This window comes from Jiangella muralis, from assembly GCF_001270745.1.
GTDB lineage: Bacteria > Actinomycetota > Actinomycetes > Jiangellales > Jiangellaceae > Jiangella > Jiangella muralis.
Genome location: NZ_LFXL01000042.1, coordinates 47,428 through 73,010 on the forward strand (window position 1 = coordinate 47,428; position 25,583 = coordinate 73,010).

Genomic DNA, 25,583 nt, shown 5'->3' on the forward strand with positions numbered 1-25,583 from the left:
GGTCGTGCGCGACGCCACCGCCCGCCGGCTGTCCCGCCTGCACATCGCGCTCTATCGGGCGACGCGCGGGGTGCTGGGGCGGCGGCTCGTACGCAACGACATGCTGCTGCTCACCACCACGGGCTCGCGGACCGGACGCCGGCACACCGTGCCGCTGCTCTGCCTGCGCGACGACGAGCACCTGGTGGTCATCGCGTCGTGGGGCGGCCGGCCGCGGCATCCGCAGTGGTACACGAACCTCGTCGCGCACCCGGACGTCACCGTGCAGGTGCGCGGCCGCCGCTGGCCGGCCCGGGCCCGGACGGCGTCGCCGGAGGAGCGGGCGGTCTGGTGGCCGCGCGTCCTGGCCACATACAAGGGCTACCGCCTCTACGAGTCCAACACCGACCGCGTCATCCCCGTCGTGTTCCTGGAGCCGCCCGCGCCGTGACGGCTGAGTAGGGTCAGTGCGAACAGACCGGCCACCGCCAGCAGAGCCGCGGCGGCGCCGTACCCGATGACGGGGTCGACCAGCGCTCCGCCGGTCGCCGTGGCCGCCGCCAGCGCGCCGAGCGTCGCCAGGCCGGCCGCCGCCCCGATCTCCTGTGCGGTGTTGATCAAGCCGGACGCCCGACCCTGCTGCTCCGCCGGCACGGTCGTGGCCAGCGCGAACGTCGGCGCGTACGACAGCCCGCTGCCGATGGCCAGCAGCGCCAGCCCGGGGAACACGCCGGTCCAGTAGTCGTCCGCCACGCTCGCGGTCGCCGCCAGCAGTGCGGTCCCGGCAACCCCGAGTGCCGCGCCGGCGACGAGCAGCCACGGCGCGCCGAACCGCTCGATCAGCGCCCCGGCCCGCGGTGAGACCAGCAGGACGATCACGGTGATCGGCGCGAATCCGAGCCCGGTTTGCAGCGGCCCGTAGCCCATCGACGTCTGCATCACCAGCGTCGCGACGTACAGCGTGGCGCCCAACGCGCCGGCGCTGAGCAGCAGCGACGCATTGGCCACCAGCACCGGCCGGGTGCGCAGCAGGAACCCGGGAACGACGGGGTCAGAGTGGCGTCGTTCGGTGCGGACCAACGCGACGGTGACGGCGGCGAGCCCGACCGCGACAGCGGTGAGCCCGGCCGCGGGCAGGTCGAAGGGGTCGGCGAGCAGCAGGCTCACACCGGCGAGCAGCGCCGTCAGCAGCGCCGCCCCGGCGACGTCGAGGCGGCCGCCCCGGACCCCGTCCGGCGCCGCAGCCGTCGTGCCCGCGGCCGCCGGCACCACCCGCAGCAGCAGGGCGATCGCCACGACCCCGATCGGCAGGTTGACCAGGAAGATCCCGCGCCAGCCGACCGTCTCGGTGAGCACGCCGCCGAGCAGTTGTCCGGCGACCGCACCGGCCGAGGCGACTGCCGCCCAGATGCCGAGCGCCCAGTTGCGCTCGCGGTCGTCGCGGTAGCTGCCGACCAGCAGGGCCAGCGCATTCGGCGACACCAGCGCGGCGCCCACGCCCTGCGCGGCCCGGGCGGCGAACAGCTGCCAGCCGGTCTCAGCCAGCGCGCAGCCCAGCGACGCGGCCATGAACAGGGCCAGCCCGAGGACCAGCAGCGGGCGCCGTCCGTACAGGTCGCCGAGCCGGCCGGCCAGGATCAGCAGGCTGCCGAACGTCACGGTGTACGCGACGCCGGTCAGCTGCAGGGACCTCGGGGCGATGCCGAGGTCGGCCTGGATGGCCGGGACCGCGACGTTGACGATCACGACGTCGATGATCAGCACGAACTGCGCCGCACAGAGCACGGCGAGGAGGGTGGCGTTCCGCCTCGTTTCCGAATTCATATTCGGATACTAGCTCGTTTCCGAATTGTGATTCAATAACGGTGTGGGCAGGCCGCGCAAAGTCACCGACGAGCAGCTGATGGCCGCCTGCGGTCGCGCCATCGGGCAGTACGGTCCGCGGTTCACGCTCGCCCAGGTCGCGCAGGAAGCAGGCGTCGCCACGGCCACGGTCGCCGAGCGGTTCGGGTCCAAGCAGGCGCTGCTCGAGACGATGCTGACCGCGGAGAACGCCGGCCTGGCCGACCGGATGTGGGCGGCGGTGGCGGGCGCGGGTGGGCCGGTCGAGGCGCTACGGACGGCCGCACTGGTCGGCGCCGAGGACGTGTCCGCCGCCGCGACCGCCGTGAACCACCTGGCTCAGTTCGGTGCGGATCTGGCCGACCCGGTGCTGCGGGCCGGCTTCGCGGCCCAGCGCGACCTGGTGCAGGGTGTGCTCGCGGAGCTGGCGGCGGATGCCGTAGCCGCGGGCGAGCTGCCCGGCGCGCCGTCGGCCGAGGTGATCGCCCGGGTGCTGGCCGCGCTGGTGCACGGCGCGCAGGTCGACTGGGCGATGCGGCCGGACGGGTCGCTCATCGACCGGTTGGACGCCGATGTGAACGCGGTACTGGCCGGCTGGCGGTGAGTTCGGGCCGCGCGGCTCCGTGCGGCGAGTGACCGGAGTTCGTCGGACCCTCGTGGCAGGGTAGAACGCATGGACCGCTCGTACGTGGTGACCGGCGGCGGCCGCGGCGTGGGCCGGGCCGTCGTGGAACGGCTGCTCGGCACTGGCGGCACGGTCGTGGCGCTCGATCTCGACCCGACGGCGCTCGGCTGGCTGCGCGACCACCCGGCCGGCACCCGGGCGCTGGCGGTCGCCGGCAGCGCGTCCGACGACGGCGTCGCCTGGCACGCCGCCGACCTCGCCGAGTCGGCGGCGCCGCTGGCCGGCTGGGTGAACAACGCGGCGGTGTTCCGCGACGCGTCCGTGCACACGACGGACGCGGCCGAGACGTCGCGGCTCATCGCGCTCAACCTCGACCCCGTCGTCGTCGGCTGCACCACGGCGGTGCGCCGCTTCCTCGCGCACGGGCAGGGCGGCGCCATCGTCAACGTGTCGTCGCACCAGGCGCAGCGCGCGGTGCCCGGCTCGCTGCCGTACGCCACGGCGAAGGCGGCGGTCGAGGGCCTGACCAGGGCGCTCGCGGTCGAGTACGGCGGGCGCGGCATCCGCGTCAACGCCGTCGCGCTGGGGTCCATCGCCACCGAGCGCTACGACGCCTTCCTCGCCGGGCTCTCGCCCGCGGCGGCCGCCGAGGTCGAGGCGCAGCTGCGTCAGCTGCACCCCGTGGGGCGGGTGGGGCGGACGGACGAGGTCGCCGCCGTCATCGCGCACCTGCTCTCCGAGGACGCCTCGTTCGTGACCGGCGCCACCGTGCCGGTCGACGGCGGGCGCGCGGCCCTGGGCCTCGATCCGGAGGCCCCCGCGTAGCCGCTACATGTCGGCGGGGTCCATCACCCGGCGCACCTCGACGAGGTCGAACGCGGCCTCCGGGATCTGCGCCGCGATCTCCGTCGCCCGCTCCACGCTCGCGCAGTCGACCAGGTAGTAGCCGGCCAGCACCTCCTTGGCCTCGGTGAACGGGCCGTCGGTGACCGCCGGCACGCCGTCGCGCACCCGCACCGTCCGCGCCGCCTCGACGGTGAGCCCGGACGACGCGACATACTCGCCGGACGCGACCAGCCGGTCGGTCAGTTCGCGGTGGGCGCGCATGAGGTCGTCGCCCACCTGGTCGCCGGCGTAGACGCGCTGCCAGGTCTCGTCGGTCCCGTAGATGAGCATCATGTACTTCATGGGCGGCAGCCTACTGCGGCGATGGCGCTCATCGACTGGTTGACCTGCTGGTTCACCTGTCAGAGCCTCGCGTCAGCTTGCAGCGTCTTCCGGCTTCATATGCCCTGGATATGCCCTGTGGGGTGGCGGCAGTCACCCCCAGCCAGCCCTGGCAGCCAGCCGACCCTGTTTATGCTCACGCCCCATGGCACTCGAATGGGAACAGATCATCGTCGACTCCTCCGACCCCATCGCCCTCGGGCGCTGGTGGGCCGAGGCTCTCGGCTGGGTAGTGGTCGACGAATCCGAGGAGATCATCGAGATCCGGCCTGAGCCGGACCAGCTGCCGGGGCTGCTCTTCGTGCCTGTCCCCGAGGGCAAGACGTCGAAGAACCGGCTCCACCCCGACTTCCGCCCCGACGACCAGGAGGCCGAGGTCGCCCGGCTGCTCTCCCTCGGTGCCCGGCGCGCCGACACCGTGCAGGACGAGCAGCACTGGGTGACCCTCCTCGACCCGGAGGGCAACGAATTCTGTGTCCTGGGTGAGCGGAAGAGCTGAGCGGGGCCGGGCAGCCGTTCAGGCGGAGGTGCCGGACGGCTTGGCCCACCCGCAGCTGCCCCAGCCGCTGCCCCTCCCTCGGACCAGTTCTTCGGCGACCAGGCCGCGTAAGTGCCCCCGATGTGCCCCAGGGAGGGAACCCACCATGAGAAGGCCCCAGCTCAGCGCGCATTTGCGCTACACGAGCACCATGTACTTCACGAGGGGCGGCATAGGGTTCCTAGACTGGATCGCGTGGCGCGGCCGAACAGCACGGTGGTGGTGATCGCCGGCGACGACTCCGCCCGGGTGGTGGCCGGGCTGGACGGGCTGGCGAACGTCCGGGCCGTCCCGCGGCCGTCCGGCGACGACGCCGAGCAGCGGGTCCGCGCGGCCGTCGCCCAGTCGCACGCCGCCTACGTCGTGCACGACGTCGACCCGCTCGCCGAGGTGGGCGCGGCCTGGACCGGCTTCTTCGACCGGACGGCGCCGGTCGGCACGCTGGAGGTCGCCGTCGAGGCGACGCTGCGGTCGCTGCGCACCGAGGCCGCCGCGCTGCCCGACTACTACGTCGTCCTCGACCCCGACGCGCTGCCGGAGACTCGGCGGCACTGGTGGTTCGGCGTGCTCGCGGGCGTCTCGCCGAACCGCGTCGTGCCGGCCGCCGCCGACGTCGCGACCGTCCGCGACACCATCGGTGCGCTGCGGTCCGGCCGCTGGTGGCCGGACCCGCCGGACGAGTGGCTGCACGGCCTCGGCCGGGTCGTCCCCGACCGCGCCGTCCTGTCCGGCTGACCCCGCCCCCAAGCCACGTTGATCTTGGAGTAGCGGCGGAATCAACCCGGCATTTCACCCATGAACCCGACGGTTGCTCCAAGATCAACGTGGCTTGGGTGTATTGACAAATTTGGTTGTCAATTCGACGATGGTGTCATGGCCGCGATCACCTACCTCGACGAGCCCGGTGCGGTGCGGGTCGCGCTCGCCCCGCCGCGGCGCGAGCTGCTGAGCCGGCTGCGCGAGCCGGCGTCGGCCACCCAGCTGGCCGGCGCGCTCGGCCTGCCGCGGCAGCGGGTCAACTACCACCTGCGGGTGCTCGAGGCGGCCGGGCTGGTCGAGCTGGTCGAGGAGCGCAGGCGACGCGGCTGCGTCGAGCGCATCCTGCGGGCCACGCCGGGCGCCGTCGTCGTCGACCCCACCGTCATGTCCGCCGACGACGAGCCGGCCCGGTTGCGCGACCAGTACGCCGCCGAGCACCTGGTCGCAACCGCGGCCGACACCGTCCGCGACGTCGCGCGCATGCAGGCGCGGGCCGACGAGTCCGGCCGGCGGCTGCTCACGTTCACCATCGAGGCGGAGGTCCGGTTCGCCGAGCCCGGCGACGTCCACGCCTTCACCGACGAGCTGACCGAGGCGGTCCGCCGCACCGTCGCCCGGTTCGACACCGGCGACGGCCGCCCGTACCGGCTGGTCGCCGGCGGCTACCCGGCCCCACGAGGAGACCGATCATGACCGACCAGGACCGTCCCGTCATCCAGGTGACCATCGCCGCGCCCGTCGGCGAGGTGTGGCGCGCGCTGCGCGAGAAGGACCGCATCAGGCACTGGCACGGCTGGGACTCGCCGGGCCTGGACGACGAGATCGACTTCATCTACTTCCAGAGCTTCACCGAGGACGTGCCGGCGCGCACGCTCGGCGTGCAGGAGGGCGACCAGATCGTCGTCGAGCCCGACGGCGACGGCACGCGCGTCACGCTGACCAGGGCGCCGCGCGGCGTCAGCCCCGAGTGGGACGCCTACTACGACGACATCACCGAGGGCTGGACGACGTTCCTGCAGCAGCTGCGCTTCTACCTGGAGCGGCAGCCCAGCGGGTCGCGGCGCACCGCGTTCTTCGCCGGGACGACGGCGGGCGCGCCGGAGCTGTTCGGCGAGCTCGGCCTCGACGACGTCGCCGGGGCGCCGCCCGGGTCGGCGTACCGCGCGACGCTGGCCGGCCAGGACGTCGGCGGCGCGGTGTGGTTCCGGTCGGCGCACCAGCTCGGGCTGACCGTCGACGGGTGGGGCGAGGGGCTGCTGGTGGTCGCGTTCGTCCCGCCTGGCGTGGAGAAGCCGGGCGGTTCCGCGATGGCCGTGCTCAGCACGTTCGGCCTCGACGACGCCGCGTACGCCGAGTTGAACGACCGGTGGGCGGCGTGGTGGGGCGAGCGCTACTCGGCGGCGTCCGGCGCCGAGGCCTGACGGGCGCGGTACGCGCGAACCTTGGCGATGCTGCCGCACGACCGGCCGTCCGGGCCGCCGGCCGTCATCAGGCACCAGCGCTTGCTGCCGTTGCGGGTGTGGTCGTAGAAGGCCCAACGGCAGTCCGGGCAGGTCTTGAGTCGCCGCCACGTCCCGTCGCCGATCGCGGCCACGACGGTGACCAGCAGGTCGCCGGCGGTGCCGCCGTCGTGCCGGAACTCCAGCGCCCCGCCGCCGACCCGCGGCCGGACGCCGGTCCGCTCGATCCACGCGTTGACGACGGCGTCGGCGCCGGCCGTCCCCTCGACGGCCGCGCGGAGGTCGTCGCGCAGCCAGCGGACGCCGGCGTGGTCGGCGGGCGGGACGGCGTGCGCGGCGGCCCAGCGGTCGAAGCGGTCGTCGGGGCGCCGGGTGTCGTTGGGGATCAGCCAGCTGTTCAGCAGCTCGCGGACGGTCTCGAGCTCGCCGGGCGCCTCCTGCGCGGCGTTAACCATTCACTGAGTTTAGCGGTTGCGCTGGCGTGGTGAACGCTGTTAACTGGCGTTCATGATGACCGGTAACCGGGAGTTGATGTGGTCGGCGCTGGCCTGGCCCGCGACGGAGCACCTGGCGCTCCGGACCGACGGCGACGGCGTGCGGGCCGACGGGGCGATCGTCGCGCTGGACGGGCGGCCGACGCGGCTGGCGTACGCGATCGAGGCCGGGCCGGACTGGACCGTCCGCCGCCTGACAGTGGCCCCGTACGGCGAGCCCGACCTGGTGCTGGACCGCCGCGCCGACGGCCGCTGGTTCGACGGCTCCGGCGCGGAGCGGGCCGACCTCGCCGGCTGCGTCGACGTCGACATCGCGCTGACGCCGTTCACCAACACGCTGCCGATCCGCCGGCTGGGGCTGGCGGCGGGGGAGTCGGCCGGCCTGCGAGTCGTCTACGTGCAGGTCGATCACGGGCTGACGGCGGACGCGGTGGACCAGCGCTACGAGCGGCTCGGTCCGGACACCTACCGGTACTCCTCCGGCGACTTCACCGCCGACCTCACCGTGGACGACGACGGGCTCGTCACCGACTATCCGGACCTGTGGCGGCGGCTGGTCTGACCGGCGGGTAGGCCTGGTCGAGCGGAGTCACGCCGCCGGCGGCGAACTCCGCGGCGAACCGGTCGCGGCCGAGGAGCGCCATGGCCGCGGCGGTGATGCGGTCGACGTCACCACGTTCGGCCGGCGGCAGCGGAACGCCGGCGCCGTCCCGAGCGGCCGCCGCCGCGCCCAGCAGGCGGGCCGCGCCGGCGCCGTCACCCGTCGACGCGTGCACGCCGGCCAGGCCCTCGAGGGCCAGCGCGACGGCGCGCGGGTCGCCGGCGGACCGGGCCGCCGCGAGGCCGTCCAGGTGCAGCGCCCGCGCGGCGTCGGCGTCGCCGCGCAGTTCGGCGACGAAGCCCAGCTCGGCCAGGATGAGCGCCGCGCCCATCGCGCCGTCCACGTCCAGGCACCAGTCCAGCCAGGCGCGTAGGTGCCGCTCGGCGTCGTCGAGCCGGCCCTGCCGCCGCGCCGACAACGCCAGCCCGATCTCCGCGAACTGCTCGCCGCGCCGGTGCGCGTGCCGGGCCGCGAGCGCCCGAGCCCGTTCGTGCAGGTCATCGGCCGTGGCGAGGTCGCCACGCAGGAGCGCGACCCGGCCGAGCCCGGCCAGCTTCGCCGACAGCTCCGTCGCCAGCCCCAGTTCGGTGGCGATGCGCACCCCTTCGTCGTGCAGGGCGGCGGCGCGGTCGTGGTCGCCGCGGATCTCGGCGTGGCCGGCGAGCGTGTCGATCACCCGGAGCCGGCCCCACTGGTCGCCCAGCTGGGCGAAGAGCGCGGCCGCCTCCTCGGCCGGGCCCGGCCGGGGATCCAGGCTGAGCGCGGCCGCCGTCCCCCAGCGGTCGCCGCGCCGCCGGAACGACACCAGTGCCGCCGCGACCCGCCGGGCGTGCACCGACCGGTCGCCGACGCCGGCCAGGCCGAGGCTGAGGAACCAGCGCGCCCAGGCCAGCCCGGCCTCGTCGCCGTCGAACCCGGCGAGGACGGCGTCGGCCCGCGCCGCCATGGCGGGGTCGTCGCCCAGCTGGACGGCGAACCCGGCCGCCCAGACCGCCACCCGCGCCCGCGGCCCGTCGCCGTCGACGGCGAGCGCGGCCGTCGCCGACCGCCGTCCCTCGCTCAGCCGCCCGCGCAGGAACCAGTACCACCCGAGCGCGTCGACCAGCCGCAACGCCGGCTCCGCGGCGTCCTCCCGCACGGCCTCGTCGAGCACGGCACGCAGGTTGGCCGACTCCGCGTCCAGCACGTCGAGCCAGTGCCGCTGGTCCGGGCCGCGCAGCCTCGCGTCGGCGCGGACGGCGAGCGCCAGCAGGTGGTCGCGGTGCCGCCGGCGGACGGCGTCCAGCTCACCCGCCGCGCGTAGCCGCTCGCGCGCGTAGGACGCGACGGACTCCAGCAACCGGTACCGCGGCCCGGCCGGCGACGGCACGACGGCGACCAGCGACCGATCCACCAGCCGCGCCAGCAGCCCCGCGACCTCCCCACCACCGGCGATGGCCTCGGCGCCGGCGAGATCGCATCCGTCGGCCGGGACGGCGAGCCGCCGCAGCACCGTCCGCTCCGGCTCGGTCAGCAGCTCCCAGCTCCAGTCGATCACCGCCCGCAGCGTCCGCTGCCGCTCCGGCCCGCCGCGCTGCCCGGCGAGCAGCTCGAACCGGTGATCCAGCCGGGCCAGCAGGTCCCGCTCGCCGAGCGCACGGATCCGGGTGGCGGCCAGCTCCAGCGCCAGCGGCAGCCCGTCCAGCCGCCGGCAGATCTCCGCGACGGTGTCACGGTCCAGCTCGCGGCCGGGCGCGGCGGCCACGGCTCGGGCGAGGAACAGCTCGGCGGCGTCGGTATCGGGGTCGAGCGGCGGGACGGGGACGACGATCTCGCCGGGCAGGCCGAGCGGAAGCTGGCTGGTGGCGAGGATCCGGACGGCGGGCGCGGCCCGCAGTAGCCGCCCGGTGACCTCTGCCGCGGCGTCGACGAGGTGCTCGCAGTTGTCCAGGACCAGCAGCGGCTCGCGGGTGCCCAGTGCCGTCGCCAGCTGGGTGACGGGGTCCGGGCCGGTGTCGGCGCGCAGCTGGAGGACGCCGGCGATCGTCTCGGCGACCGCGTCGGCCGTGCTGCCGGGGCGCAGGCCGGCCAGTTCGACCAGCCAGGCGCCGTCTCGCGGCGACGTCCGCCCGGCGACCTCGACGCCCAGCCGGGTCTTGCCGACCCCACCCGGGCCGGTCAGCGTGACCAGCCGGTGTGCGGCCAGCTGTCGCGTCGCGTCGGCGGTGGTCGTCGCGCGGCCGATCAGCGGCGTGAGCGGGGCGGGCAGATGGCCCGCGGCGGCGGCTTCGCGGCGGGGCCGGGCGCCGGTGATCGCCGGATCCTGCGCGAGGACGGCGTCCTGCAGGCGTTGCAGCTCCGGTGACGGGTCCACCCCCAGTTCGTCGGCCAGGTGGCGGCGCAGCTCGGCCAGGCTCGCCAGCGCGTCGGCCTGCCGGCCGGCGCCGTAGAGGGCACGGACGTACGCGGCCCGGAGCCGTTCGCGCAGCGGCTCGGCGCTCACCCACCGCGCCAGCTCGCCGGCCAGCGCACCGTGCGCGGCCGCGCCGCCGGAGTGGTCGTCGGCGGCCACCTCCAGACAGGCATCCGCCCAGTCCTCGACCGTGACCAACCGCAACTCCTCCAGTTGCCGGATCGCCGGCGCCAGCGCACCAGCGTCGGCCACGTCCGCGAACGCCGGCCCGCGCCACAGCTCCAGCGCCGAGTCCAGCAGCGCCGCCCGCGCGACCGGATCGTCGTGTGCTCGCGCCCGCCCGGCCAGTGCGGCGAACCGGCCCGCGTCGACGTCGTCGGCGGCGACGTGCACCTGGTAGCCGGCCGGCCGGTACGTCACCAGGTCCGCGCCGAGCACCCGTCGCAGCAGCGACACCTTGGTCTGCAGGGCGCCGAGCGGGCGGGCCGGCGGAGCCTCGCCCCAGAGCGCGTCGACGAGGCGGTCGGCGGAGACGGGGCGGCCGCGGTGGGCCAGCAGGACGGCGAGCAACAGCCGCACCTTCGCTTCCGGGACCCGCACCGCGACGCCGTCGGCCGTGGTGACCTCCAGCGGGCCGAGCACCCCGAAACGCACCTCACCACGCTAGCTCAGCCGGCCGTGAGCGTTTCGAAAGCGGCCCCGCACAGGCTGGTCGGGACCGAACCACGAAAGGACAACCATGACCGACCGTCACCCCGTCACCGTCGTCGGCCTCGGCGCGATGGGCCGCGAGATCGCCCGCGTGCTGCTCGAGGCCGGCCACCCGGTCACGGTGTGGAACCGCACGCCGTCGCGCGCCGACGACCTCGTCGCCCGCGGCGCGACTCGTGCGGACACCGTCGCGAGCGCCGTCGCCGGCAGCCCGCTCGTACTGGTCTGCGTGCTCGACTACGCCGCCACCCGCGAACTGCTGGAGCCGGTCGCCGCCGACCTGGCCGGGCGCACCGTCGTCCAGCTGACGACCGGCACGCCGCGGCAGGCGCGCGAGCTGGCCGGCTGGGCCGCGGAGCACGGCGTCGACTACGTCGACAGCGGCATGATGGCCACGCCGCCGATGATCGGCACCGAGACGTCCCTGTTCCTGTACAGCGGTGACGAGGCCGCGTTCCAGCGGTACCGGCCGGCGCTGGACCTGCTCGGCACCGGCCGCTGGTTCGGCAGCGACGCCGGGCTCGCCTCGCTGTACGACCTCGCGCTGCTGAGCGGCATGTACACGATGTTCGCCGGGTTCCTGCACGGCGCCGCGATGGTCGGGACCGCCGGGGTGAGCGCCGCCGAGTTCGCCGAGGCGTCCGGTGACTGGCTGCGCGCCATGACCGCGTCGCTGCCGTACGCCGCCGCGTTCGTCGACAGCGGTGACTACACGACCGACGTCCAGGACGTCGTGTTCAACAAGTCCGCGCTCGACGTGATCGTGCAGGCCAGCGTCGACCAGGGCGTCGCGCCGGACATCGTCGCGCCGATCCAGCGACTGCTCGCGCGGCAGCTGGCCGAGGGGCACGGGAAGGAGTCGTTCGACCGGATCATCGAGAGCATCCGGCCGGCGGTCACCCGGCGGGCGTGATCGCGATACCGTGCCGCGCCGCGTGCTCCTCGCCCCACGTGTAGAGGGCCTCGAGCACCGGCGCGAGGCTGCGGCCCTCACTGGTGAGGTCGTAGCTGACCGGCGCCGGCACGCCGTCGTGGACCGTCCGGGCGACCAGGCCGGCGCGCTCCAGCTCGCGCAGCCGCTGGGTGAGCATCTTCTCCGTCAGGTCCGGCATCCGCCGGCGCAGCTCGCCGTACCGATGCACCCCCTCCTTGAGGTGGGCCAGGATCACCGGCGTCCAGCGGCCGCCGATGACGTCGACGGTGATCTCGACCGGGCAGTAGTACCGCGTTCGAGCGACGCTCATGGCCGCATCACCTCCACGCACCACAAGGTACGTTCTTGTCCGCTCCGGCTGCCGGTGGTGGACTCGTGACGTGACCGTTCCGACGTTGTACGAGTGGGCCGGCGGCGCCCCGGCGCTCGAGCGGCTGTTCGCCGTCTTCTACACCCATGTTCGGGCCGATCCCGAGCTGAGCGAGCTGTTCCGCGACATGGACCTGGACCATCCGCGGCACGTGGCGGCCTGGCTCGGTGAGGTGTTCGGCGGGCCGCCGGCGTACTCGCGGGAGCGCGGCGGGCACGCCCACATGGTCGGCATGCACCTGGGCAGGGCGATCACCGAGCGGCAGCGCCGGCGCTGGGTCGAGCTGCTGCAGGACGCGGCCGACGAGACCGGCCTGCCCGCCGATCCGGAGTTCAGGGCGGCGTTCACCGGCTACGTCGAGTGGGGCAGCCGGATGGCCGTGCTGCTGTCGCAGCCGGGCGCCCGGCCCGGCCCGCCCGAGCCGATGCCGGCCTGGACGTGGGCGCTTCCGCCGTGGCAGCCGCCCGGCGAGGTCCCGGCCGAGTGATCGGCGGACGCTGTCCAACGCGCCCGCGCGGGTCTACCGTTGATCACATGTGCGACTGGGACGACGTCACCCGCATCGCGACGGCGTTGCCGGAGACGAGCGAGCAGGCCGGGCGCGAAGGACTGCGCAGCTGGCGGGTGCGCGACAAGACCTTCGTCTGGGAGCGGCCGTTGCGCAAGGCCGACATCAAGGCGCTCGGAGACGCCGCACCGGACGGGCCGATCCTCGGCGCGTGGGTGCCCGACCTCGGGGCCAAGGAGGCGATCCTCGCCGACGATCCGGAGGTCTTCTTCACCACGCCGCACTTCGACGGGTACTCCATGGTGCTGGTGCGGCTGGAGCGCATCGACGAGCCAGAGCTGGCCGAGCTGGTGGTCGAGGCGTGGCTGGACCGGGCGCCGAAGAAGGTCGCCCAGGCGTTCCTGGACGACATGCGCTGACGGCGCGGGCCTGTGTGATCAGCCGGCCGGCCGCACCCGGATGCCGTCGAGCGCCATCGTCAGGACGCGTTCGAGCTGGGCCGGATCGGCGAACGGGTACATCGTGACGCCGCCGACCAGGCGCAGCACGTCGTCGAAGGAGGCGTCGGGCCGGGCGTCGCCGGAGTCCTGGGCCCGGCGCAGCAGCGGCTGGCCGGCGTCGCCGATGGCCTTGCGGCAGGTCGCGAAGACCGGGGAGTCGTGGTTGAGCGCCTCGGCGATGGCCCGCTTCGTGGCGGCGTAGCTGACGAACCGGCGCAGCCACCCGGCCAGCGCGGCCCACGGCGGCAGGCCGGCGAGCTCGTCGGCGGCGCGGCACAGCGCCTCGACCTCGTCGACGTAGACGCTCTCGAACAGGTCCTGCCGGGTGGGGAAGTGGCGGTAGAGGGTGCCGATGCCGACGCCGGCCCGCCGGGCGATGTCTTCCAGCGACGCGGACACGCCGGCCTCGGCGTACGCCTCGCGGGCGGCGGCGAGCAGCTTCTCGTAGTTGCGGCGCGCGTCGGCGCGCTTCGGCCGCCGGGCGAAGACGTCGATCGGCCCGCCGGGGGCCGCGCCGTCCGCGTTGGTCATGCCGTCACCTTCACTCGAGCGCCTTGCAAACGGAGGCAACCCTCCGTATGGTGATACGGAGGGACACCTCCACCTTAGTCGACCGCTTCCGAAGGACACCTCACGCCATGAAGGTCGGTCTGCAGATTCCCAACTTCACCTGGCCGAACGGCCCCGCCGCGCTGGGCCCTGAGCTGGCCGCCGTCGCCGGCACCGCCGATCGGGCCGGGTTCGAGTACGTCGCCGTCATGGACCACTTCTTCCAGATCCGCGGCGTCGGCCCGTCCGAGAACGACATGCTCGAGGCGTACACCACGCTGGGCTTCCTGGCCGCGCACACCGAGCGGGCCAAGCTGCTCACCCTCATCACCGGCATCCACTACCGCGAGCCGGGCCTGCTGGCCAAGGCCGTCACCACGCTGGACGTACTGTCCGGCGGGCGGGCGATCCTGGGCATCGGGGCGGGCTGGAACGAGGAGGAGTCGCGCGGCCTGGGCTTCCCGTTCCCGTCCACCTCCGAGCGGTTCGAGCGTCTCGAGGAGGCGCTGCACTACCTGCTGCAGCTGTGGTCCGACGACGACGGGCCGTTCGCGGGCCGGTTCACGCAGGCCGAGCGGCTGCTCAACTCGCCGCAGCCGCTGAGCCGCCCGCGTCCGCCGATCATGATCGGCGGCGGTGGCGAGAAGAAGACGCTGCGGCTGGTCGCGCAGTACGCCGACTCCTGCAACCTGTTCCAGGGCCCGGAGCTGCTCCGCAAGCTCGACGTGCTGCGCCAGCACTGCGACGACGTCGGCCGCGACTACGACGACATCACCAAGACCGTCTACCACGTGCTCGACGTCGGCGAGAACGGCGAGCGGACGCAGCAGCTGATCGACGAGCTCGGGCAGCTGGCCGAGCTGGGCTTCGACGTCGCCGTGGGGTCGGTGCCGACGGTGCCGCGGCTGGACCCGCTCGAGCGCATCGGCGCCGACGTCATCCCGCAGGTCGAGAAGCTCTGATCGCGACGGTGTCAGTGCCCGCCCGTAGGGTGGGCTCCCTCCCTAACCGGGCGGGTCATGCCTACCCCATCGCGACGGCGCGCGACCAGCCCTCGCCGTGCAGCGCGGCTGGGAGTTGACGGCGGGGGGCCGGGAGCGGACGGCGGCGGCTGGGAGTGCGCGGCGGCGCGGCTGGGAGTGCGCGGACAGCGGGGGCCCGGGCCGCACTCTCGCCCGCTCCTCCCGTGGCCCGGCGGCGATGGCAGCCGGCCGGGCGCCGCGGTCAGCCGCCGGCGAGGGTGCGGAAGTGGCCGAGGTCCCCGCCGCAGACCTGGGTGACCAGCTCGACGGCGTCGGGGTCGTCCGAGCCGTGCAGCTGCAACGCCAGCACGGTGTTGATCAGCATGCCCTCGGCGAGGAAATGGCTGGCGTCCTCGGGGGACAGCCCGGCCTCGTCGCGGACCAGCCGGTAGATCGTCAGGAACCCGTCGCGCCCGACCGGGCCGATGGCGGGGTCGCTGCCGAGGCTGAAGATGTGCAGCAGTGACAGCAGGATGCCGCGGTCGGCGACCAGTTCGATGTAGGCCTGGCCGAGCCGCCGGGCGACCGGGCGGCCGTCGTCGTCGGCGATGGCGGCCCGGAACGCCGCCTCGATGCGGCCGACCGCGCGCCGGGCGACCTCGACGAACAGCGCCTCCTTGCTGCCGAACGTGCGCACGACGTAGGCCTGGCTGATGCCGGCGGCGGTGGCGATCTGGTCGGTGGTGGCGCCCGCGTAGCCGCGTTCCCCGAACACGACGCTGGCCGCGGCCAGGATCGACTCGCGCCGCTCGGCCGCCGGGAGCCGTGGTCTCGTCTCCATGGTTGACATGTTATCAGTCGATTACTACTGTACAAGTAATCAACCGATTACAACCTGATCGAGAGGTACGGCGATGAACGGCGTGCGATCCCGGCCGACGTGGCTGCTCATCCTGGCGGCGTCGGTGCCGATGTTCATGGCGGCGCTCGACAACCTGGTCGTGACCAGTGCCCTGCCCGTCCTGCGACGCGAGTTCGGCGCCTCCATCGAGGAACTGCAGTGGTTCGTCAACGCCTACACGCTGGCCTTCGCGGGGCTGATCCTCGTCGCCGTCGCACTCGGTGACCGGTACGGCCGGCGCCGGGTGTTCGCGCTCGGGCTGGCGCTGTTCACCGTCGCGTCGGCCCTGTGCGCGGTGAGTGTGGAGCCGTGGCAGCTGATCGCCGCCCGCGCGGTGCAGGGCGCGGCCGCCGCGGCGCTGATGCCGTTGTCGCTGACGCTGCTGTCGACGTCGGTGTCGCCGCGGCTGCGGCCGATGGCGATCGGCGTCTGGGGTGGCGTGACGGGGCTCGGCGTCGCGCTCGGCCCGCTGGTCGGCGGCGCCGTCGTCGAAGGGCTGAGCTGGCACGCGATCTTCTGGCTGAACGTGCCGATCGGCGTGCTGTCGCTCCCGCTGGTGCTGGCGGTGCTGCCCGAGTCGTTCGGCCGCCGCGTCCGCATCGACCTTGTCGGCGTCGGGCTGGCCAGCACCGGGCTGCTCGCGCTGGTCTACGGCATCGTCCGCGCCGAGTCGGCCGGCTGGGGGAGCGCGCCGATCGTGACGACGCTGACCTCCGGCGTCGTGCTGCTCGCGCTGTTCGTGGCGTGGGAGCGGCGGACGAGGGACCCGCTGCTGTCGCTCGGGCTGTTCCGCGACCGCGGCTTCTCCGCCGCCAACGTGGTGGGCGTGCTGTTCAGCTTCGGCGTGTTCGGGGCGATCTTCATCCTCATCCAGTTCCTGCAGGTCGTGCAGGGCTACAGCCCGCTGGAGGCCGGCGTGCTGACGATGCCGTGGACGATGGCGCCGATGGTCGTCGCGCCGCTGGCCGGGCTCGCGGTGCCGCGCCTGGGTACCCGGCTGCCGATCGTCACCGGCCTGGTCCTCGTGTCCGCGGGGCTGGCCTGGATCGCGCTGGTCATGACCGAGACCGTCGGCTACGGGCGGCTCGTCGGGGCGTTCGTGCTGGCCGGCGTCGGCATGGGCCTGGTCATCGCGCCGAGCGCCACCGCCGTCCTCGCCACCATCCGCGACGACGACAACGCGAAGGCGTCCGGCACCAACTCGGCGTTGCGCGAGATCGGCGTCGCGCTCGGCATCGCGGTGCTGACGGCGGTCTTCACCGGCGCGGGCGGGCAGCTGACGCCGACGGGGTACGTGGACGCCGCGGTGGTCTCGGTGCTGGTCGGCGCGGGAGTCGTGGGCCTGGGTGCGCTGGCCGCGCTCGCGTTGCCGCACGGCCGTACCGCGGACCAGGTGACCGCGCGGGTGCCCGAACCGGCGGCCCTCCTTCCATGATCATCAACCTTCTGTGTCGTGATGGCAGCGCAAAAGGTTGATGATCATGGTGTGACCGGGACGATCTCCGTCGAGGCGACCCGGCCGCCGGCAAGCGAGAGCAGGCCGATGGTGCCGTGCGGCTGACGGCGCTTGTCCGTCGGCGAGCCGGGGTTGAAGACGCGGAAGCCGCCGGACTCCTCGTCCCACGGGATGTGCGAGTGGCCGAACACCACGAGGTCGGCGTCGGGGAACCAGGCCCGCAGCCGCGGCAACCGCCCGGACGCCGGCCCGCTGTCGTGCAGCATCGCGACCCGCACGCCGGCGACGGTGATCAGCAGCTCGTCCGGGACGCCCGCACCCCACGCCGCGACGTCGGCGCCGTCGTTGTTGCCGAGCACCGCGTGTACCGGCGCGAACGCCGTCAGCTCGTCGAGCACCGACGGGACGCACACGTCGCCCGCGTGCAGGATGAGGTCGACGTCGCCGAGCCGCCGCGCCACCGCCGGCGGGCACGCCTTCCAGAACCGCGGCGCGTGCGTGTCGGACAGCACGGCCACCCGCGTGACGTCAGCCATCGACGGCTCGTGCGACGGTGATGATCAGGCGGCTGTCGGGCGCGAACGGCCGGCGGTCCCACCAGCCGTACCGCTCCTCGACGGCGAACCCGGCGGCCGCCAGCATGGCGTCGAGCGTGGCGGCGTCGGTGAACCGGAGCGTGGCGCGGTCGACCCGCAGCGGTGCGCCGTCGCGGGTCCCTGTGGTCTCGGTCAGCGTGACCAGGCCGCCGTCGACCGCCTCGACGTCATGCCAGACGCGCAGCTCGCGGCCGGCGTCGTCGACTACCTCCGTGCCGTTCTCCGGCCGCCACGTCTCCCACTCGCGGGCGCCGGGGTTGCGCGTCTCGAAGGCGAACCGACCGCCGCCGGCCAGCGCCCCGCGGATGGCCGCCAGCGACGCCGTCAGCTCGTCGTCGCCGCGCAGTTCCTGGAACGCGTTGCCGGCCATGACCGCCAGCTCGAACTCGCCGGTGGCGGGGAGATCGGACGCCCGGCCCTCGACCCAGTCGACGTCCGCACGCCGGCGGGCCCGGGCCAGCGCGGCGGGGTCGGGGTCGAGACCGCGGAGCCGGCCGGTATGCCCTTCGTCGCGGGCCCGCCGCAGCAGCCCGCCCGGCCCGCACCCGACGTCGAGGACGGCCCCCGCCGCCATGACCCGTTCGAGGTAGAAAGCGTCGCCCGGACCCCACGGGTTGAGCACCTCGTAGAGCGCCGCCACGTCGTCGTCGGTGTACATGGCGACAGCCTCGACGGCCCCGCCGGCGCGGTCAATCGAATTAGCGGCGGGCGGCCCGTGCCCTTTTGCGATGTGACGGCGATCACAGGAGTGTTATGTCACCGACTACAGGAGCCGCCATGCGCCGCCGCACGTTCCTCGCTGGAGTCGCCGGACTAGGGGTGGGCGCCGCGCTGGCGCCGAGCGCCCACGCAGGGCCGCAGTCGAAGCCCAACGGGCCGTGGCTGCAGCCGGACCAGACCGTTCAGAAGGCGGCCCTCACCGCGAACAGCGACCTCGGCCCGAAGCTCGCCTCCATCGCGGCCCGGTCGAAGGGCCGGATGGCCGTCGAGGTCGCCGGGCACTCCGCCGGCGGCTGGCCGATCCACCTGGCCCGGTTCGGCGAGCCCACGGCAGGCAAGCTGCCGGTACTGATCCAGACCCAGATCCACGGCGGCGAGCCGCTCGGCACCGAGGTCGTCCTGCACCTCATGCAGACCCTCGCGACCAGCTCGCACCCGGCCGTCCGGGACGTCCTGGAGCGGCTGACCATCTGGTTCATCCCACGGCTCAACATGGACGGCGCCGACTTCCGCGACGCCACCGGGCACCTCGTTCAGCGGCGGCAGAACACGCAGCTCTGGACGCCCCAGGAGTGGGGGCTCGACGCCGCCGCGCCGCCGCCGTGGTACCTGCCGCGGTCGCTGCTGCAGCCGGGCCGCGTCTCCGGCTACGACATCAACCGCGACTTCCATCCCGACCTCACGTTCCGCCTGAAGCCGGGCGACGAGGCGCTGCTGCCGGGCGCGTCGGAGCTGCCCGGGTTCTTCGTCACGCCCGAGGCCAGGACGTCGGCGGCGGTGTTCCAGCGGCTGCGCCCGGAGGTCTTCATCGACCACCACCACCGCGGCAGCAACGTCGAGTCCGAGACCGACAACACGCTGACGACGCTGCAGGTGATCGGTTTGGTCACCGAGGGCACGCCGGAGTTCCCGCTCGACCCGGCGGTGCGTGACCTGAGTTTCCGGATCAACGTGCTGGTCTGGGACACGCTGCGGTCGCTCGGCCAGTCCCCGTTCGGCGGCATCACCCGCTACCCCGACGTCGAGCTGCCGGGCACCGCGCTCGGCTCGTACGCCCTGAACGGCGCCGGGATCATGCTCTACGAGACCCGTTCCGTCGCCCAGAAGTCGATGGGCATGCTGATCCAGCAGTCGCTGGCCGGCATGGGCGCGACGATCGAGGCGCTGGCCGGCGGCAGCATCGACGCCGTCGACCCGGCCCGGTACTTCGACATCCCGCCGGCCGGCCCGTCCATCGGCAACCCCCGCGACGACCTGTAGAGGAGGCATCATGCGCAGACTGCTCACCGGGCTCGCCGGTCTCGGCGTGCTCGCCACCGTGTTGACCGGCGCCGGAACGGCGGCCTCGGAACCGCCGCACCTGCCCGGCGGTCCGTGCCTGCAGGAGGACCAGAACGTCAGCCTGGCCAGCGTCGCCGGCTACGACGACGTCGTGCAGGCGCTGGACCGGATCGAACGGACCAGCCAGGGCCGTGTCAGCGTGCAGTCGGCCGGCACCTCCGGTGAGGGGCGCGAGCTGTACTACGCCACCGTCGGCACCGGTCCGACGACGTTCTGGCTGCAGGCCCGCATCCACGGCAACGAACTGCACAGCACCGAGGCCGTCCTGCAGATCCTGGACCACCTCGCCAGCGGCTCGCCGGACGCCCGGCTGATCCGCGAGAACCTCACCGTCGTCGTCATCCCGATGTACAACCCTGACGGCGCCGAGGCGAACATCCGGCAGAGCACCACGCCGACCCGTACCGACCTCAACCGCGACTGGGAGAACTTCGCCCAGCCGGAGACGGCCGCGTTCTGGACGTTGTGGCGCGACACCGCGCCGGAGCTGGCGCTGGACCTGCACCACATGGGCCAGGCCCCGGTCGTCGAGGGCACCAATGACCTCAACCAGTTCCAGATCGGCGCGCGCTCCATCGACCCGAGCCGGATGACGGCCGAGCAGTGGCTGACCAACCGGCAGATGTCGATGGCCAGCGTCGACGCGCTCGCGCAGTACGGGCTGGCGAACGTCGCGCACTACCCGCTGATCGACATCACCAACGCCGGGCTCAGCCGGATGCTCATGGGCGGCACGGCGCCGGCCGGCGAGCAGCCGGTCCTGCAGAGCCCGACCAAGGGCGCGATCTTCTACGAGGTCCGCTCGGTGGGGCAGAAGAGCAACGGGCAGCTGGAGAACCTGTTCCGCATCCCGACGATGGCGGTGCTGCGGGCCGCGGCCGACGGGTCGCTCGGCACGCAGGACGTGTCCGGCTACGAGGACCTGCCGTTCGCGAGTCAGGTGCAGTGCGGGCGGTTCTGACACCACCCAGACCCCGGGGCCGGTCCGTTACGTGCGCGGGCCGGCCCCGGTCTGCGTCCCGCCGCCCAGCAGCGCGTCGCCGAGCGCCGTCCGGGCGTAGAGGACGACCCGGCCGGTGCGGTGCGACGTCACCAGGCCGGCCGCCCGCAGCGCGCCCAGGTGCTGTGACACGCCGCCGGCGGAGAGGCCGGTGCGGCGGGCCAGCTCGCCGGTCGCTGCGGGGGAGTCCAGCTCGGCCAGCAGCAGCGCCCGGGACCGGCCGATCACCCCGGCCAGGGTGTCCGGCGCCGCCGGCCGGCCGCGCTCCCACAGCGTCGCGACGCCGCGGGCCGGGTAGCGCAGCACCGGCTGCCACGGCTGCTCCGTCTTCGACGCGACGTGCGGCCACAGGAACGCCGACGGCACCAGCACCAGGCCGCGGCCGCGCAGCCGCCGGACCTCGCTGAGGTGCGCGTGCCGGACGGTGAGCGTGTCGCCGGACCACGCGATCGCAGGGTCGAGGTCGGCGAACAGCGCCGGTGCCCCACCGGCGGCCAGTCGCCGGGCCCGATACAGCACGTCGCCCTCGAGCAGGTCGCGCAGCCGTGGCCACGACGGCGCCAGCGCCAGGTCCCAATAGGCCACGACCGTCTCGACCAGCGCGTCCAGTGCCGCCCGTCCGCCGTCGACGATCGCCGGGTCGGTTCCGCCGAGCAGCGCAAGCTCGTCGGCCAGCTCCGGTGTCGGCGTGACGGGGGTGGGCGCGAGGTAGCCGGGCAGCGTCCGGCCGGCCGCCGGCACCTGCGACGTCAGCGGCCGCAGGTCCAGCCCGGACCCGGCCAGCCGGGCCCGGGTCGCCTTGATCCACGGCAGCTGCAGCGCGTGCGCGGCCGGCTCGCGCAGCACCCGGATGCTCGCGACGACCTCCCACAGCGGCGAGAACGCGAACCGCGTGAGCGAGAGGTCCTGCGCGGTGAAGGTCAGCTGGAGCATTCAGCCCAGACTAAATCTATCGGCGCGGCGGCCGCCAGCCACGAGGGTGGCTGCCATGACCACCATCGCCCCGCCGCGGCCGCGGCGCGACCTCCACCTGCTGTTCGCCGGCGCCGCCGCGAGCAAGCTCGGGATGGAGGTCGGCTCGTTCGCCCTGCCGCTGGTCGCCGTCATCGCGCTGGACGCCTCGCCGGGCGAGGTCGGCCTGCTGGCGACGTTGACGACGGCGGCGTTCCTGCTCATCGGGTTGCCCGCCGGAGTCTGGGTGGACCGGTCCCGCCGCCGCGGCGTGATGATCGCCGCCGACGCCGCCCGCGCGCTCCTCTACGCGTCGATCCCGATCGCGTGGTGGCTGGACCTGCTGACGATCGAGCAGTTGTACATCGCCGCGCTGCTGGCCGGCGTGGCAACGGTGTTCTTCGACATCTCGGCGCTGAGCTACCTGCCGCACGTCGCCGGGCGGGACCGTCTGATGTCGGCGAACTCGGTCCTGGGCAGTATCGACTCGGTCGTGCACATCGGCGGGCAGAGCGCCGCCGGGTTCCTCGTGCAACTGGTGTCGGCGCCGGTGACGATGGCCGCGACGGCGGTCGGCTACGTGCTGTCCGGCGGGTTCCTGCTGCGGATCCGGCGACGCGAGCCGGCCGTGGCGTCGACGGGCGGGCCGCGTGAGCCGCTGATCCGGTCGATCGCCGCCGGTGTCCGGTTCGTCGTCGGGCACCCGATCCTGCGCGCGGTCGCCGTCGCCGGCGCGATGACCAACCTCGGCATGCAACTGGTGGTGGTCATGCTGCCGGTGCTGGTGATCCAGCAGTTGGACCTGTCGCCCGGCGTGCTCGGCCTGTTCTTCGCCGCCGGCGGGGTCAGCGGCCTGATCGGCGCGGCGACCGCAAGCCGGGTCGTCGGCCGGCTCGGGGCCGGACGTGCACTGTGGCTGCTCGGCCTGATGGTCGCACCGGCCGGCCTGCTGGTCCCGCTGATCGGCACCGGCGGCCGGCTCTGGGTGGCCGGGCTCGGCTGGGTCGTGCTGGCCTACAAGATCTCCGTCGACAACGTCGTGTTGATCAGCTTCCGGCAGCAGGTCACGCCGGACCACCTGCTGGGGCGGCAGAACGCGACCATGCGGTTCCTGCTGATCGGGGCGGTGGCGATCGGCGCCGCGCTGTCCGGCGTGATCGGCGCGACGGCCGGCCCACGGGCGGCGTTGTGGGCCGGTGCGGCCGTGCTGGCCGTCGTGTGGGTGCCGCTCTACCTGTCGCCGCTGCGGCGGCTGCGCTCGCTCACCGACGCGACGTCCTGACCCGCGGCGATCGCGACGATCTCGTCGGCGAGCTGCTGAGGTGCGTCGAGCGGGACGAAGGTCCGCGCCTTCGGCGCCGGCACGAAACGCGCGTCGCGGAACCACTCCTGGATCCGCCGGCCCAGCTTCGTCGTGAACGCAGGATCGCCGGTGCCCCAGACCAGCGTGACGGGGCCCTCGAAGCGGTGCAGCCTGGAGGCGACCTCGAGGAGCTCCTTCGGATCGACGGCACGCAGGAACCGGGTGAGGTCGCGGACGACGCCGTCGTCGCGCCGGGCCGGCTCGATCCACGCGCGGGTCAGCTCGGCCGGGAGGTCGTGGGCCAGCAGTCCGAATCCGAGCCACGACTGACGCAGCGGCCGGGCCCGCATCTGCCCGGCCAGGAAGCGGGCGCGGCGTTCGTTGCGGAGCAGCGCGAACAGCGGCTTGAAGGCGGCCGGCGGGAAGACGTCGGCGCCGTCGCAGTTGGTGAGGACGACCCGCCCGATGCGCCGGGAGTCCTCGTCGATGGCGAACTGGCACAGCGCGCCGCCGGTGTCGTTGCCGACCAACGTCACCGCGTCCAGGTCCAGGGCGTCGAGGAACTCGAGGATCAGGCGCGCGATGCCGCGGGGCGACAGGTCGGCGTCGGGGTTCATGGCGACGGGGTGGGCGCCGAGCGGCCAGTCGGGCGCGTACGACCGGATCCCGCGCTCCGCGAGGCGGTCGGCCACCCGCGTCCAGAGAGTCCCGTCGGTGAGGAACGCGTGGACGAACACGACGGGCGGCGCGGTGGACGCCTCGGGTCCCGCGACGCGGTAGTGCACGCTGCCGCCGGAGAGTTCGATCGTGGCCATGGGAGGACCTCCTAGACTCGACGCACAAACAAACAGGCTGCACGGAAGGTAACATACAAGCAGTATGAATGTTAAGCGTCGTACCCAAGCGGAACGGTCCGCCACCACCCGCATCGCGCTGGTCGGTGCGGCCCGCCGGCTTTTCGCTGCTCAGGGCTTCGCCGGCGTCGGCACCGAGGCGATCGTCCGCGAGGCCTCGGTCAGTCGCGGGGCGCTCTACCATCAGTTCGCCGACAAGACCGAGCTGTTCGCCGCCGTACTCGATGATGTCGAGGCCGACGTCTCCCGGCAGCTCGCCGAGGCCGCGAGCGCCGCGGCGGAGGCGGGCTTCGTCGCCGTCATGATGAGCGCGGTCGAGGCGTGGCTGGAGCTCTGCGACCAGCCGGACATCCAGCGCATCCTCCTCGTCGACGGCCCGTCGGTGGTGGGCTGGGCGCGGTGGCGCGAGATCTGCCAGCGACACGTCCTGGGGCTGATCCAGGTCGTCCTCGAGCAGGGCATGGCCGCGGGCGAGGTGGCGCGCCAGCCGATCGTCCCGCTGTCGCACGCGCTGATCGCGGTCGCGGACGAAGCGGCGATGTACGTCGCGGCCGCGCCCGATTCCGCCGTCGCCCGGGCCGAGATGGTGGCCGTCGCCCGTCAATTCGTCACGGCGCTGGTCCCGGCCTGAGCGTGGGCGTGCGGCTGCGGGTCGCGGCCAGGGCGGCGGCGGCCAGCAGGACGGCGAACGCGCCGTATGCGACCGCGATGCCGTCGTCGATGCCGGCCAGCGCGCCGCCGCCGGCCCGGCCGAGCAGTCCGCCGACGGCCTCGGCGGTGATCACGGCGGTCGCCAGCTCGGCGGCCTGGGTCGTCCGGTCCGGCGTGGGTGCGGCCGTCGTCGCGCGGAGGTAGAGGCCGGGGTAGGCCAGGCCGACCCCGGCGCCGCCGGCGGCCCACGCGATCAGCGCGGCGGCGAACTCGCGCGGCCCGGCGGCGAGGACGGCCACCGCTGCCGCCGTCAGCGCCAGCCCGGCCGCCGGGACCTGCCGCTCCGGCCCGACCCGGGCGACCACCAGGCTGGTCAGGCCCCACATGAGCGGCGCGGCGCCGAGCACGATGGCCGCCCGCGCGAGGCCGACGCCGTAGTCGTCGGTCAGCAGGACGGTGATCAGGCTGTCGGCGCCGACGTACCCGGCGCCGAACAACGTCATCGCGGCCAGCGCCGACGGCGCGCCGCGGCGCAACCGGGCCGTGCCCGCCGGCAGCAGCGCGACCGTTCCGGCGACGGCGGCCAGCGCGCCCGCCGCGGCGACCGGCCAGGCCCCGTCCGCCAGCACGACGGCGGCCGCCCCCGCGGGCACCAGCAGCCCGGCCGGCCGCAGCCGCTGCCCGTCGTCCGACGGCGCCTCGCCGCGGACCGCGCGCACCACCAGGAACCGCCCGGCCAGCACGACCGGCACCGGCGCGAGCAGCGCCCACCGCCAGCCGGCGACGTGCTCCAGAGCGAGCGTCGCGGCCGGGCCGACCATCGCGGGCAGGATCCACATCGCCGACGACGCCGCGACCACCTTCAGCCGCAGCCGCTCGTCCAGCCGCCGGATCGCCGCGCTGATCCCGAACACCGCCAGCAGCCCGCTCGCCGCCCCGCTGGTGAACTGGCCGAGCGCGAACGCCCAGGCCTGCTGCGCCGTCGCCGCGACCACCAGGCCGCCGGTGTAGAACGCGGTCCCGAGCGCCAGCGTCCGCCCGGTGCCCAGCCGCCGCAGCACCGTCCCGGCCAGCGGCATCGCGACGAACAGGCCGAGCGTGCCGCCGGCGATCAGCAGCCCGAGCCGGTCCCGGGCGCCGAGCTCGGCGGCGACGATCGGCAGCAGCGTCGACGCGACGAACGTGCTGACGGCGGCCGCGAACTCCAGCGCGACGATGCCGGCGGCGAGCCGGAGGTCACCGGCCCGCCGCTCGCTCGTCCGTCGATCCATGCGAGCATGCTAGCAACCTAGCCCGCCATGATCATCAACCTTTTGCGACGCTATGACGTCGCAAAAGGTTGATGATCTCTCTGTCAAG

Annotated in this window: 27 protein-coding genes and 2 pseudogenes; 17 read left to right on the forward strand and 12 right to left on the reverse strand. The window is 74.0% G+C overall.

All coding sequences use genetic code 11. The features are described 5' to 3' along the window. The first annotated feature begins 4 nt into the window (after positions 1-4). The gene (locus ACW62_RS28670; RefSeq protein WP_053207544.1) at positions 5-430 is read left to right on the forward strand and encodes a nitroreductase family deazaflavin-dependent oxidoreductase; all 426 of its coding nucleotides are present in this window, start codon (positions 5-7) and stop codon (positions 428-430) included. Here the strand turns inward: ACW62_RS28670 and ACW62_RS28675 are convergent. Then, positions 370-1,803 carry an MFS transporter gene (locus tag ACW62_RS28675; protein ID WP_053207545.1) on the reverse strand — a complete coding sequence of 478 codons (1,434 nt, stop codon included), beginning with the start codon at positions 1,801-1,803 and terminating at the stop codon, positions 370-372. The two genes, ACW62_RS28670 and ACW62_RS28675, sit on opposite strands and share 61 nt — an antisense overlap. Before the next feature lie 43 nt (positions 1,804-1,846). On the opposite strand from ACW62_RS28675, the gene ACW62_RS28680 reads away from it, so the two are divergent. Further along, the gene (locus ACW62_RS28680) at positions 1,847-2,425 is read left to right on the forward strand and encodes a TetR/AcrR family transcriptional regulator (protein WP_053207546.1); all 579 of its coding nucleotides are present in this window, start codon (positions 1,847-1,849) and stop codon (positions 2,423-2,425) included. A 69-nt stretch (positions 2,426-2,494) separates the two neighbouring features. Beyond that, a complete protein-coding gene (locus tag ACW62_RS28685; RefSeq protein ID WP_053207547.1) occupies positions 2,495-3,271 on the forward strand; it encodes an SDR family NAD(P)-dependent oxidoreductase in 777 nt (258 codons plus the stop codon). A 3-nt stretch (positions 3,272-3,274) separates the two neighbouring features. Here ACW62_RS28685 and ACW62_RS28690 read toward each other — a convergent pair whose 3' ends face one another. After that, positions 3,275-3,634 (reverse strand): YciI family protein, encoded by a 360-nt coding sequence (locus ACW62_RS28690; RefSeq protein ID WP_053207548.1) that lies wholly within the window; start codon positions 3,632-3,634, stop codon positions 3,275-3,277. A gap of 184 nt (positions 3,635-3,818) precedes the next feature. Between ACW62_RS28690 and ACW62_RS28695 the strand changes: the two genes are divergently transcribed. The 4 genes from ACW62_RS28695 (at position 3,819) to ACW62_RS28710 (ending at position 6,391) form a co-directional block, all read left to right on the forward strand. Continuing rightward, the gene (locus ACW62_RS28695; protein WP_053207549.1) at positions 3,819-4,172 is read left to right on the forward strand and encodes a VOC family protein; all 354 of its coding nucleotides are present in this window, start codon (positions 3,819-3,821) and stop codon (positions 4,170-4,172) included. Between the two features lie 234 nt (positions 4,173-4,406). Beyond that, positions 4,407-4,946 (forward strand): hypothetical protein, encoded by a 540-nt coding sequence (locus ACW62_RS28700; RefSeq protein WP_053207550.1) that lies wholly within the window; start codon positions 4,407-4,409, stop codon positions 4,944-4,946. Positions 4,947-5,084: 138 nt separating this feature from the next. After that, positions 5,085-5,663 carry a helix-turn-helix domain-containing protein gene (locus ACW62_RS28705; RefSeq protein ID WP_053207551.1) on the forward strand — a complete coding sequence of 193 codons (579 nt, stop codon included), beginning with the start codon at positions 5,085-5,087 and terminating at the stop codon, positions 5,661-5,663. Beyond that, on the forward strand, positions 5,660-6,391 hold the full coding sequence (locus ACW62_RS28710; protein ID WP_053207552.1) for an SRPBCC family protein: 732 nt from the start codon (positions 5,660-5,662) through the stop codon (positions 6,389-6,391). The genes ACW62_RS28705 and ACW62_RS28710 overlap by 4 nt, the downstream gene beginning before the upstream one ends. Here the strand turns inward: ACW62_RS28710 and ACW62_RS36650 are convergent. Next, positions 6,361-6,540 (reverse strand): annotated as a pseudogene (locus tag ACW62_RS36650) (CGNR zinc finger domain-containing protein); the annotation flags it as partial. The gene ACW62_RS28710 and the pseudogene ACW62_RS36650 overlap by 31 nt on opposite strands. 397 nt (positions 6,541-6,937) lie before the next feature. On the opposite strand from ACW62_RS36650, the gene ACW62_RS28720 reads away from it, so the two are divergent. Further along, positions 6,938-7,486, forward strand: a complete 549-nt coding sequence (locus tag ACW62_RS28720) for a putative glycolipid-binding domain-containing protein (RefSeq protein WP_083460277.1) — start codon at positions 6,938-6,940, stop codon at positions 7,484-7,486. Here the strand turns inward: ACW62_RS28720 and ACW62_RS28725 are convergent. After that, the gene (locus ACW62_RS28725; RefSeq protein WP_083460278.1) at positions 7,449-10,571 is read right to left on the reverse strand and encodes an ATP-binding protein; all 3,123 of its coding nucleotides are present in this window, start codon (positions 10,569-10,571) and stop codon (positions 7,449-7,451) included. The two genes, ACW62_RS28720 and ACW62_RS28725, sit on opposite strands and share 38 nt — an antisense overlap. A 61-nt stretch (positions 10,572-10,632) precedes the next feature. Between ACW62_RS28725 and ACW62_RS28730 the strand changes: the two are divergent. Beyond that, positions 10,633-11,541 (forward strand): annotated as a pseudogene (locus tag ACW62_RS28730) (NAD(P)-dependent oxidoreductase); the annotation flags it as partial. On the opposite strand, the gene ACW62_RS28735 reads toward ACW62_RS28730, so the two are convergent. After that, positions 11,525-11,872: a winged helix-turn-helix transcriptional regulator gene (locus ACW62_RS28735; RefSeq protein ID WP_053207555.1), complete on the reverse strand. Its 348-nt coding sequence runs from the start codon at positions 11,870-11,872 to the stop codon at positions 11,525-11,527. The pseudogene ACW62_RS28730 and the gene ACW62_RS28735 sit on opposite strands and share 17 nt — an antisense overlap. A 70-nt stretch (positions 11,873-11,942) precedes the next feature. On the opposite strand from ACW62_RS28735, the gene ACW62_RS28740 reads away from it, so the two are divergent. Then, a complete protein-coding gene (locus ACW62_RS28740; RefSeq protein WP_053207556.1) occupies positions 11,943-12,419 on the forward strand; it encodes a group II truncated hemoglobin in 477 nt (158 codons plus the stop codon). Positions 12,420-12,466: 47 nt separating this feature from the next. Beyond that, complete coding sequence (locus ACW62_RS28745) at positions 12,467-12,859, forward strand: MmcQ/YjbR family DNA-binding protein (protein ID WP_053207557.1); 393 nt, start codon at positions 12,467-12,469, stop codon at positions 12,857-12,859. A gap of 18 nt (positions 12,860-12,877) precedes the next feature. Here ACW62_RS28745 and ACW62_RS28750 read toward each other — a convergent pair whose 3' ends face one another. Beyond that, complete coding sequence (locus tag ACW62_RS28750) at positions 12,878-13,471, reverse strand: TetR/AcrR family transcriptional regulator (protein ID WP_053207558.1); 594 nt, start codon at positions 13,469-13,471, stop codon at positions 12,878-12,880. A gap of 107 nt (positions 13,472-13,578) precedes the next feature. Between ACW62_RS28750 and ACW62_RS28755 the strand changes: the two genes are divergently transcribed. Beyond that, positions 13,579-14,451, forward strand: a complete 873-nt coding sequence (locus tag ACW62_RS28755) for an LLM class F420-dependent oxidoreductase (protein WP_053207559.1) — start codon at positions 13,579-13,581, stop codon at positions 14,449-14,451. 262 nt (positions 14,452-14,713) lie between these two features. On the opposite strand, the gene ACW62_RS28760 is transcribed toward ACW62_RS28755, so the two are convergent. Continuing rightward, positions 14,714-15,292: a TetR/AcrR family transcriptional regulator gene (locus ACW62_RS28760; protein ID WP_053207560.1), complete on the reverse strand. Its 579-nt coding sequence runs from the start codon at positions 15,290-15,292 to the stop codon at positions 14,714-14,716. Positions 15,293-15,365: 73 nt separating this feature from the next. On the opposite strand from ACW62_RS28760, the gene ACW62_RS28765 reads away from it, so the two are divergent. Further along, positions 15,366-16,787 carry a DHA2 family efflux MFS transporter permease subunit gene (locus ACW62_RS28765; RefSeq protein WP_053207561.1) on the forward strand — a complete coding sequence of 474 codons (1,422 nt, stop codon included), beginning with the start codon at positions 15,366-15,368 and terminating at the stop codon, positions 16,785-16,787. Between the two features lie 44 nt (positions 16,788-16,831). Here ACW62_RS28765 and ACW62_RS28770 read toward each other — a convergent pair whose 3' ends face one another. Both ACW62_RS28770 and ACW62_RS28775 read right to left on the reverse strand, forming a co-directional pair. After that, a complete protein-coding gene (locus ACW62_RS28770; RefSeq protein WP_053207562.1) occupies positions 16,832-17,344 on the reverse strand; it encodes a metallophosphoesterase family protein in 513 nt (170 codons plus the stop codon). Continuing rightward, entirely contained in the window at positions 17,337-18,062 is a 726-nt protein-coding gene (locus ACW62_RS28775; protein ID WP_053207563.1) for a class I SAM-dependent methyltransferase, read from the reverse strand. The genes ACW62_RS28770 and ACW62_RS28775 overlap by 8 nt, the downstream gene beginning before the upstream one ends. Positions 18,063-18,181: 119 nt before the next feature. Here ACW62_RS28775 and ACW62_RS28780 point away from each other — a divergent pair, with 119 nt between their 5' ends. Then, positions 18,182-19,384, forward strand: a complete 1,203-nt coding sequence (locus ACW62_RS28780) for a M14 family zinc carboxypeptidase (protein WP_169792143.1) — start codon at positions 18,182-18,184, stop codon at positions 19,382-19,384. A gap of 10 nt (positions 19,385-19,394) precedes the next feature. After that, complete coding sequence (locus ACW62_RS28785; RefSeq protein ID WP_053207565.1) at positions 19,395-20,426, forward strand: M14 family zinc carboxypeptidase; 1,032 nt, start codon at positions 19,395-19,397, stop codon at positions 20,424-20,426. Between the two features lie 27 nt (positions 20,427-20,453). Here ACW62_RS28785 and ACW62_RS28790 read toward each other — a convergent pair whose 3' ends face one another. Then, positions 20,454-21,398 carry an ArsR/SmtB family transcription factor gene (locus ACW62_RS28790; protein ID WP_053207566.1) on the reverse strand — a complete coding sequence of 315 codons (945 nt, stop codon included), beginning with the start codon at positions 21,396-21,398 and terminating at the stop codon, positions 20,454-20,456. Positions 21,399-21,453: 55 nt separating this feature from the next. Here ACW62_RS28790 and ACW62_RS28795 point away from each other — a divergent pair, with 55 nt between their 5' ends. Beyond that, complete coding sequence (locus tag ACW62_RS28795) at positions 21,454-22,698, forward strand: MFS transporter (protein WP_053207567.1); 1,245 nt, start codon at positions 21,454-21,456, stop codon at positions 22,696-22,698. Here ACW62_RS28795 and ACW62_RS28800 read toward each other — a convergent pair. Then, positions 22,647-23,534 carry an alpha/beta fold hydrolase gene (locus ACW62_RS28800; RefSeq protein WP_053207568.1) on the reverse strand — a complete coding sequence of 296 codons (888 nt, stop codon included), beginning with the start codon at positions 23,532-23,534 and terminating at the stop codon, positions 22,647-22,649. The genes ACW62_RS28795 and ACW62_RS28800 overlap by 52 nt on opposite strands. Before the next feature lie 64 nt (positions 23,535-23,598). On the opposite strand from ACW62_RS28800, the gene ACW62_RS28805 reads away from it, so the two are divergent. Next, the gene (locus tag ACW62_RS28805) at positions 23,599-24,204 is read left to right on the forward strand and encodes a TetR/AcrR family transcriptional regulator (protein ID WP_053207569.1); all 606 of its coding nucleotides are present in this window, start codon (positions 23,599-23,601) and stop codon (positions 24,202-24,204) included. Here ACW62_RS28805 and ACW62_RS28810 read toward each other — a convergent pair. Continuing rightward, positions 24,182-25,495 (reverse strand): MFS transporter, encoded by a 1,314-nt coding sequence (locus ACW62_RS28810; protein ID WP_053207570.1) that lies wholly within the window; start codon positions 25,493-25,495, stop codon positions 24,182-24,184. The genes ACW62_RS28805 and ACW62_RS28810 overlap by 23 nt on opposite strands. Between the last annotated feature and the right edge of the window lie 88 nt (positions 25,496-25,583).

Bases quoted from the DNA above. Each gene is read 5' to 3' on its own strand.
- ACW62_RS28760 (WP_053207560.1), bottom strand. From the start codon at position 15,292: ATGGAGACGAGACCACGGCTCCCGGCGGCCGAGCGGCGCGAGTCGATC.
- ACW62_RS28800 (WP_053207568.1), bottom strand. From the start codon at position 23,534: ATGGCCACGATCGAACTCTCCGGCGGCAGCGTGCACTACCGCGTCGCG.
- ACW62_RS28785 (WP_053207565.1), top strand. From the start codon at position 19,395: ATGCGCAGACTGCTCACCGGGCTCGCCGGTCTCGGCGTGCTCGCCACC.
- ACW62_RS28780 (WP_169792143.1), top strand. From the start codon at position 18,182: ATGCGCCGCCGCACGTTCCTCGCTGGAGTCGCCGGACTAGGGGTGGGC.
- ACW62_RS28810 (WP_053207570.1), bottom strand. From the start codon at position 25,495: ATGGATCGACGGACGAGCGAGCGGCGGGCCGGTGACCTCCGGCTCGCC.
- ACW62_RS28790 (WP_053207566.1), bottom strand. From the start codon at position 21,398: ATGCTCCAGCTGACCTTCACCGCGCAGGACCTCTCGCTCACGCGGTTC.
- ACW62_RS28770 (WP_053207562.1), bottom strand. From the start codon at position 17,344: ATGGCTGACGTCACGCGGGTGGCCGTGCTGTCCGACACGCACGCGCCG.
- ACW62_RS28720 (WP_083460277.1), top strand. From the start codon at position 6,938: ATGATGACCGGTAACCGGGAGTTGATGTGGTCGGCGCTGGCCTGGCCC.
- ACW62_RS28690 (WP_053207548.1), bottom strand. From the start codon at position 3,634: ATGAAGTACATGATGCTCATCTACGGGACCGACGAGACCTGGCAGCGC.
- ACW62_RS28685 (WP_053207547.1), top strand. From the start codon at position 2,495: ATGGACCGCTCGTACGTGGTGACCGGCGGCGGCCGCGGCGTGGGCCGG.
- ACW62_RS28735 (WP_053207555.1), bottom strand. From the start codon at position 11,872: ATGAGCGTCGCTCGAACGCGGTACTACTGCCCGGTCGAGATCACCGTC.
- ACW62_RS28750 (WP_053207558.1), bottom strand. From the start codon at position 13,471: ATGACCAACGCGGACGGCGCGGCCCCCGGCGGGCCGATCGACGTCTTC.
- ACW62_RS28765 (WP_053207561.1), top strand. From the start codon at position 15,366: ATGAACGGCGTGCGATCCCGGCCGACGTGGCTGCTCATCCTGGCGGCG.
- ACW62_RS28805 (WP_053207569.1), top strand. From the start codon at position 23,599: ATGAATGTTAAGCGTCGTACCCAAGCGGAACGGTCCGCCACCACCCGC.
- ACW62_RS28795 (WP_053207567.1), top strand. From the start codon at position 21,454: ATGACCACCATCGCCCCGCCGCGGCCGCGGCGCGACCTCCACCTGCTG.
- ACW62_RS28745 (WP_053207557.1), top strand. From the start codon at position 12,467: ATGTGCGACTGGGACGACGTCACCCGCATCGCGACGGCGTTGCCGGAG.
- ACW62_RS28775 (WP_053207563.1), bottom strand. From the start codon at position 18,062: ATGTACACCGACGACGACGTGGCGGCGCTCTACGAGGTGCTCAACCCG.
- ACW62_RS28695 (WP_053207549.1), top strand. From the start codon at position 3,819: ATGGCACTCGAATGGGAACAGATCATCGTCGACTCCTCCGACCCCATC.
- ACW62_RS28755 (WP_053207559.1), top strand. From the start codon at position 13,579: ATGAAGGTCGGTCTGCAGATTCCCAACTTCACCTGGCCGAACGGCCCC.
- ACW62_RS28710 (WP_053207552.1), top strand. From the start codon at position 5,660: ATGACCGACCAGGACCGTCCCGTCATCCAGGTGACCATCGCCGCGCCC.
- ACW62_RS28705 (WP_053207551.1), top strand. From the start codon at position 5,085: ATGGCCGCGATCACCTACCTCGACGAGCCCGGTGCGGTGCGGGTCGCG.
- ACW62_RS28675 (WP_053207545.1), bottom strand. From the start codon at position 1,803: ATGAATTCGGAAACGAGGCGGAACGCCACCCTCCTCGCCGTGCTCTGT.